At 62.1% G+C, this 6,773-nt stretch carries 7 protein-coding genes; 5 read left to right on the plus strand and 2 right to left on the minus strand.

Going from position 1 to position 6,773, the window contains the following annotated elements; all coding sequences use genetic code 11:
• Positions 1–10: 10 nt before the first annotated feature.
• A complete protein-coding gene (gene mazG, locus CO676_RS25065; RefSeq protein WP_097523053.1) occupies positions 11–844 on the minus strand; it encodes a nucleoside triphosphate pyrophosphohydrolase in 834 nt (277 codons plus the stop codon).
• A 4-nt stretch (positions 845–848) separates the two neighbouring features.
• Positions 849–1,436, minus strand: a complete 588-nt coding sequence (locus CO676_RS25070) for a nucleoside deaminase (protein ID WP_097523054.1) — start codon at positions 1,434–1,436, stop codon at positions 849–851.
• A gap of 229 nt (positions 1,437–1,665) precedes the next feature.
• On the opposite strand from CO676_RS25070, the gene cysG reads away from it, so the two are divergent.
• The 5 genes from cysG to CO676_RS25095 all read left to right on the plus strand — a co-directional run bounded on the left by cysG (position 1,666) and on the right by CO676_RS25095 (position 6,624).
• The gene (gene cysG / locus CO676_RS25075) at positions 1,666–3,126 is read left to right on the plus strand and encodes a siroheme synthase CysG (RefSeq protein WP_097523055.1); all 1,461 of its coding nucleotides are present in this window, start codon (positions 1,666–1,668) and stop codon (positions 3,124–3,126) included.
• 10 nt (positions 3,127–3,136) lie between these two features.
• Positions 3,137–3,454, plus strand: coding sequence for a DUF2849 domain-containing protein (locus CO676_RS25080; RefSeq protein ID WP_097523056.1), 318 nt, complete (start codon positions 3,137–3,139; stop codon positions 3,452–3,454).
• 14 nt (positions 3,455–3,468) lie between these two features.
• On the plus strand, positions 3,469–5,142 hold the full coding sequence (locus tag CO676_RS25085) for a nitrite/sulfite reductase (RefSeq protein WP_097523057.1): 1,674 nt from the start codon (positions 3,469–3,471) through the stop codon (positions 5,140–5,142).
• A 25-nt stretch (positions 5,143–5,167) separates the two neighbouring features.
• Positions 5,168–5,665: a DUF934 domain-containing protein gene (locus CO676_RS25090; protein ID WP_097523058.1), complete on the plus strand. Its 498-nt coding sequence runs from the start codon at positions 5,168–5,170 to the stop codon at positions 5,663–5,665.
• A gap of 146 nt (positions 5,666–5,811) precedes the next feature.
• Complete coding sequence (locus CO676_RS25095; RefSeq protein ID WP_097523059.1) at positions 5,812–6,624, plus strand: ferredoxin--NADP reductase; 813 nt, start codon at positions 5,812–5,814, stop codon at positions 6,622–6,624.
• Positions 6,625–6,773 lie beyond the last annotated feature (149 nt).

The following is a 6,773-nucleotide window of genomic DNA, read 5'->3' on the forward strand; positions in this document are numbered from 1 at the left end:
CGGCATGCCGCTACGTCAATTGCCTTTCGATCGCCTTTGCCGCCTGCCAAAGCTCTTCCATGCGCTCCAGCGATGCGGCATCCAACGTCTCGCCGCCCGCATGGAGTTCCTGTTCGATATGGCTGAACCGGCGCCGGAATTTCGTATTGGTGCCGCGCAACGCCATTTCGGGGTCGGTGCCGATATGGCGTCCGATATTGACGAGCGCGAAGATCAGGTCGCCGAGCTCGTCGGCGACCTTCCGCCGGTCTCCATCTCTCAGCGCCTGCCGCAATTCGCCGACTTCCTCCTCGACCTTGTCGAGGATCGGTTCGGGTTCCGACCAGTCGAAGCCCACCTTGGCGGCGCGCTCCTGAAGCTTCAGCGCTTCGACCAGCGCCGGAAAACTACGCTGCACTGAACCGAGATGGCCGGAATGCTCCTCCTGCGGCAGGCCGCGTCGCATGCGGCGGGCTCGCCTGTCGGCCTTCTCGGCCTGCTTGATCTCGTCCCATTGCAGTTTGACCGCCTCGGGCGTGTCGGCATTGGAGCGGGCAAAGACATGCGGGTGGCGGCGGATCATCTTGCGGGTGACGGCTTCGACGACGTCGCCGAAGGAGAATTCGTCCGCTTCCTCCGCCATTTGCGCGTGATAGACGACCTGAAGCAGCAGGTCGCCGAGCTCGTCGCAGAGATCGTCCATGTCATGGCGCTCGATGGCGTCGGCGACCTCGTAGGCTTCCTCGATCGTGTAGGGCTTGATCGTCTCGAAGGTCTGGACGATGTCCCAGGGACAGCCGGTCTTCGGGTCGCGAAGGGCTGCCATGATATCGATGAGGCGTTGAATATCGCGAGAAGTTTCCATCGGTTCAATTCAGCGGTATGGCGTTGTTGTTCTTGCCTGCCTGATAGGCTTCCGACAGGCGTTCGTAGCGCTTACGGATACGGGCATCCTGTGCTGCAAGCCGCTTCGCCATCTCCGGATCGGCATCCTGTGCTAGCGCAGCAATCGAGGCCGACTTCCAGAACGCATTTTCCGGGGCATAGCCGCCGGGTTCAAGCCGGAAGACTTCCTTGAGGATCCTCAGGTCGTGCGGGATCGAGAAGCTGTCGCGCGAATCCGCGTGGCTGAAGAGGAAGTAGAAATTGTCGAAACCGGCCCAGGTGATCGCGGAGAGACACATGGAGCAGGGCTCGTGCGTCGACAGGAAGATCAAGTCGCGCGTGTCGGGCTTCTCGGCCATCTCGTAGAAGCGCTTGAGCGTGTGCACCTCACCGTGCCACAGCGGGTTTTCGGACTCGTTGTTGGTCTCGGCCAGCACGAGAGAGAGATCGGTCTTGCGCAGGATCGCCGCACCGAACACCTTGTTTCCTGCCGCAACGCCCTTCTCGGTCAAGGAAAGTATGTCGTTCTCGATGACCGTCAGCAGACGCTCGGCCAATTCGGATTTCTTCATCCTGCAGTCTCCCGCACGTGCTTGCCGGCATTTAACGGAGCTTTGGCGGTTGGCGCAATGGCGGTGTCGATGCGATTCAGGATCATCCTCCGGAGATATTTGCTCAAAAAGATTGGCTGTCGAGCAAAACAATACGTGGCCGGAAAGCCATAGAAATTTCTGTTTCTTCAATTGTCAGCGGCTATGAGGGATATTCGCCGCAGCCTGTAGAAGGAGCCGTCCCCTCGATATGTCGCAGCAACTGTCCGTTTTTCCGGCATTCTTTCGCGTCGCGCAGAAGAGCGTGGCGGTGTTCGGCAATGGGGACGAAGCCTTCGCCAAGGTACGTCTGCTGCTGAACACCGAGGCGCGCATCCTCGCCTATGCGGATCAGCCGGAACCGGCCTTCGAGGCCTTCCTGAAGGACAAAGGCATCGAGGCGGTGCGTGAGCCCTTTGCCGATCATCAGGTCGAAGGCGCCGTGTTGGTCTTTGCGGCGACCGGCGATGCGGCTGCCGATAGGGTGATCGTGAGCGCGGCGCGCGAGCGCAAGATCCCCGCGAACGCCGTCGACCAGCCGGACTATTGCGATTTTCTGACGCCGGCGCTCGTCAACCGCGCCCCTGTCGCGGTGGCGATCGGCACGGAAGGGTCGGGGCCGGTTCTGGCGCAGATGATCCGCGCGCAGATCGATCAACTTCTGTCCCCCTCGCTCGGCATCGTCGCGACTTTGGCGGCGAGCTACCGCGAGGCGGTCGATCGTCTTATCCCACGCGGCGTTGCGCGCCGCGTCTTCTGGCGGCGCTTTTTCTCGGGGCGCGTAGCGGATCATGTCGCTCTCGGCGATCTTGCTTCCGCCCGCCGCGAAGCATCCAGGCTGCTGGACGCGGCCGACCGCATTTCCGGGCACGTCTGGCTGGTTGGAGCGGGTCCGGGTGCTGAGGACCTGCTGACGCTCAGGGCGCAGCGGGTGATGATGGAGGCGGATGCGATCGTCTATGACGCGCTGGTGCCACAGGCAATCGTCGACATGGGGCGCCGCGATGCCGAACGGCTTTCGGTCGGCAAGCGCAAGGGATGCCACACCAAGTCGCAAGCCGAGATCAATCAGCTGCTGGTGAAGCTCGCCAAGGAAGGCAAGCGCGTCGTGCGGCTGAAATCCGGTGATCCACTGGTCTTCGGCCGTGCCGGCGAAGAGATGGCCGCGATGCGCGAAGCCGGGATCAGCTACGAGATCGTCCCCGGCATCACCTCGGCCTTTGCCGCAGCGGCGGATTTCGAGCTGCCGCTGACGCTTCGCGGTGTCGCGTCGTCGCTGGTCTTCACGACCGGCCACGATCTTGCCGGCGATGTCCTTCCCGATTGGGCGCGGCTGGCCGTCTCCGGCGCGACGATCGCCGTCTATATGGGCCGTACGGTGGCCGCTTCGGTCGCAGGCCGGCTGATGCAGGCGGGGCTGCCGGCGGAGACCACAGTTGCCGTCATCGAGAATGCCAGCCGCGCCGAGCGGCGTCTGCTGCACGGGATCCTTCGTGAACTGCCGGATCTCGAGAACCGGACGGAGCTCGACGGGCCGGTCATGGTGATCATCGGCGATGCGGTCGCCGGCGCGAATTTCGCCCGGTCGGAACCACTCGCTGCCGACCGGCGTCACAATGCGGACGCGAGCGATGCTTCTGACGCGAAACGCGCAGAACAGATTTTGAATTGAGGAAGACGTGATGGTGAGCAAGGTTTTGACGGCAAATCGGTTGGCGGACGGCATTTCCGTCTGGCTCGACGCCTCCGGCACTTGGGTGGAGTCGCTGCAGGACGCTTTGATTGCCCGCCATGCCGAGGCCGTCGCCGCGTTCGAGGCGACCGGCAAGACCGCCTTCGCCGACAACAAGGTCGTCGATGTCAACGTCGTTGACGTGGAAGAGGTCGACGGCATACTCCGGCCGCTTCGCATGCGCGAACGGATCCGGGCGGAAGGTCCGTCAATCGCCTATGCCCCCGGTTATCACGGCCTTGCCGGCCCCAAGAATTTTGCTGCCTGAGGACCTGAGCTTCCATGTACCGTTACGACGAATTCGACCACGCCTTTGTTTCCGCACGCGTCGAGCAGTTCCGCGATCAGGTCCAGCGGCGGCTGTCCGGGGAACTGGCCGAGGATGCCTTCAAGCCGCTGCGCCTGATGAACGGCGTCTACCTGCAGCTTCATGCCTACATGCTCCGCGTCGCCATTCCCTATGGCACGCTGTCGAGCCGCCAGATGCGCATGCTCGGTGATATCGCCCGCAAATATGACCGCGGCTACGGCCATTTCACCACGCGTCAGAACATCCAGTACAATTGGCCGCGCCTTTCCGACACGCCGGACATCCTGAAGGACCTGGCGAGTGTCGAGATGCACGCGCTGCAGACCTCCGGCAATTGCATTCGCAACGTCACGGCGGACCATTTCGCCGGCGCGGCGGCCGACGAGGTCGCCGATCCGCGCCCTTATGCCGAGATCCTGAGGCAATGGTCGAGCGTCCATCCGGAATTCTCGTTCCTGCCGCGCAAGTTCAAGATCGCGGTCACCGGCGCCGAGCGCGACCGCGCCGCCATCCAGGTGCACGACATCGGCCTGCATCTGAAAAAGGGCGACAACGGCAAGATTGGTTTTGCTGTTTATGTCGGCGGTGGACAGGGCCGCACGCCGATGATCGCCAAGAAGATCCGCGATTTCCTGCCGGAAGAGGACTTGCTTTCCTATACGACGGCGATCATGCGCGTTTACAATCTCCATGGCCGACGCGACAACAAGTACAAGGCGCGCATCAAGATCCTCGTCCACGAGACCGGTGCGGAGGAACTGGCGCGTCAGGTCGAGGTCGAATTCGCCAGCCTGAAGGATACGGAACTGAAGCTTCCCGACGCCGACATCCAGGCGATCGCGAGTTACTTCGCGCCGCCGGCGCTGCCGAACCGTCCGGAAGGCTGGGGCAACCTTGCCCGCTGGAAGAAGGCCGATGAGGCTTTCGCTCAGTGGGTCCACCAGAACGTCCAGCCGCACAAGCATCCCGACTACGGCATGGTGACGATCTCGCTGAAGCCGATCGGCGGGATTCCGGGCGACGCGAGCGACGCCCAGATGGATGTCGTGGCCGATATTGCCGAGGAATACGCCTTCGACGAGATCCGCGTCAGCCATGAGCAGAATCTGATCCTGCCGCATGTGGCGCTGGCCGACCTGGAGCCGGTCTATCGTGCGTTGGTAGCCGCTGGCCTGGCAACGGCCAATGCGGGGCTGATCACCGACATCATCGCCTGTCCCGGGCTGGACTATTGCGCACTCGCCAATGCGCGCTCCATTCCCGTCGCCCAAGAGCTTTCGAACCGTTTCGGCGCACCTGAGCGCCAAGCCGACATCGGCGAGCTCAAGATCAAGATTTCCGGCTGCATCAACGCCTGCGGTCACCACCATGTCGGCCATATCGGCCTGCTCGGCGTGGAGAAGAAGGGCGCGGAACTCTATCAGATCACCCTCGGCGGCTCCGGTGACGAGAACACCTCGATCGGCGAGATCATCGGCCGCGGCTTCGAGCCGGAGAAGGTGACGGATGCGGTGGAGACGATCGTCGACACCTATCTTGGCCTCCGCCGCGACAAGTCGGAGACCTTTCTCGAGGCCTACCGACGCGTCGGACCGCAGCCGTTCAAGGACGCCCTTTATGGCGGTGGCGCCCAGGAAGCTGCCTGAACGAAGCGCTATAAGGATTTGGAAGATGACGAAAATCTGGAAAGAAAGCGGCTTCGTGAATGATGACCCGTGGGTCGTCGAGACCGAGGAGGTTAAGGCCGGCTCGAACGAGAAGGCAATCCTCGGCCTTGACGCCTTCCTGGAGCAGGCAGCAGGCGGCGCTTCCGGCCTTGGTGTCCTGATCGCCCCTGCGGACGACGTGACGCGCCTGGCGCCGCATCTCGACCGCATTGCTCTGGTAGCCTTGGGCTTCCCGGCCTTCAACGACGGGCGCGCCTTCAGCCATGCTTCGCTGCTGCGCAGCCGCCTCGGCTTCGAAGGCGAGGTACGTGCCGTTGGCGACGTGTTGATCGACCAGATCCCGTTGATGCTGCGTTGTGGGGTCGACAGTTTTGCGGTGACCAATGCCACGGCGATCAAAAGGCTCTCGGAAGGGCGCCTGCCGGGCATCGCCAACCACTACCAGCCGACGGCAAAACCGTCGACCGACGCCAAATCCTACAGTTGGCGCCGCGTTTCCTGAAAAAAACGCGGCCCGCGACAGAGTGAAGCAAGCCGAAATGCTCGAAAGCGACTATATTTGGAAGGGAATTCCTTTCAATTTGCCAAGGCTTGGAATATCCGCTTGTACTTGATAAAAAGCCTCACCATTACAGGACTGAAGCAACGATGAATGCGCCGGCAAAAAAGGAAGATTTCGCGGTACAGGCACCGGCGGGTGTCTTCGTCGAAACGGTCACGAGCGTCGAACATTACACGGACCGGCTCTTCCGCTTCCGCATGACGCGCCCGCAGGAGTTTCGCTTCCGCTCCGGCGAGTTCGCGATGATCGGCCTGATGGTCGGCGAAAAGCCCGTCTATCGCGCCTATTCGATCGCAAGCCCCGCCTGGGACGAGGAACTGGAGTTCTTCTCGATCAAGGTACCTGACGGTCCGCTGACCTCGCATCTGCAGGCGATCAGGCCGGGCGATCAGGTGCTGATGCGCAAGAAGCCGACGGGCACGCTGGTGCTTGACGCGCTTGTGCCCGGCCGCAGGCTCTACATGTTCTCGACCGGCACGGGCATCGCGCCCTTTGCGAGCCTGATGCGCGATCCGGAGACTTACGAGAAGTTCGAGGAGGTCATCGTCACGCATACCTGCCGCGACGTGGCCGAGTTGAAATACGGCTTCGATCTCGTCGAGGAAATCCGCAATCACGAGTTCCTCAATGAAATCGTCGGCGACAAGCTGCGCCACTACGCGACCGTGACGCGCGAGGATTATGGGTTCAAGGGCCGGATCACCGACCTGATGACGAACGGCAAGTTCTTCGCCGACCTCGGCCTGCCGCCGCTCGATCCGGCGATCGATCGCGGCATGATCTGCGGCTCCACCGCCATGCTGAAGGACACTAAGGAAATCCTCGAGGCTGCCGGTCTCACCGAAGGCGCCAACAACAAGCCGGCTGAATTCGTCATCGAGCGCGCATTCGTCGGCTGATACGGCAACCGCCAATCTGATCGGAAAAAGAGGTGCGTCCCGCGATGCGCCTCTTTTTCGTCTTGCCGTCCGGCAAACGCCGATGCTGTCTAGCATTACAGTTGCATTTTAGTTTTGAGGTGAGCTCGTCGAGCGGCCGCCTGATGGGC

This window comes from Sinorhizobium sp. BJ1 (genome assembly GCF_002531555.1).
Lineage (GTDB): Bacteria > Pseudomonadota > Alphaproteobacteria > Rhizobiales > Rhizobiaceae > Sinorhizobium > Sinorhizobium fredii_B.

Bases quoted from the DNA above. Each gene is read 5' to 3' on its own strand.
- mazG (WP_097523053.1), bottom strand. From the start codon at position 844: ATGGAAACTTCTCGCGATATTCAACGCCTCATCGATATCATGGCAGCC.
- CO676_RS25070 (WP_097523054.1), bottom strand. From the start codon at position 1,436: ATGAAGAAATCCGAATTGGCCGAGCGTCTGCTGACGGTCATCGAGAAC.
- cysG (WP_097523055.1), top strand. From the start codon at position 1,666: ATGTCGCAGCAACTGTCCGTTTTTCCGGCATTCTTTCGCGTCGCGCAG.
- CO676_RS25080 (WP_097523056.1), top strand. From the start codon at position 3,137: ATGGTGAGCAAGGTTTTGACGGCAAATCGGTTGGCGGACGGCATTTCC.
- CO676_RS25085 (WP_097523057.1), top strand. From the start codon at position 3,469: ATGTACCGTTACGACGAATTCGACCACGCCTTTGTTTCCGCACGCGTC.
- CO676_RS25090 (WP_097523058.1), top strand. From the start codon at position 5,168: ATGACGAAAATCTGGAAAGAAAGCGGCTTCGTGAATGATGACCCGTGG.
- CO676_RS25095 (WP_097523059.1), top strand. From the start codon at position 5,812: ATGAATGCGCCGGCAAAAAAGGAAGATTTCGCGGTACAGGCACCGGCG.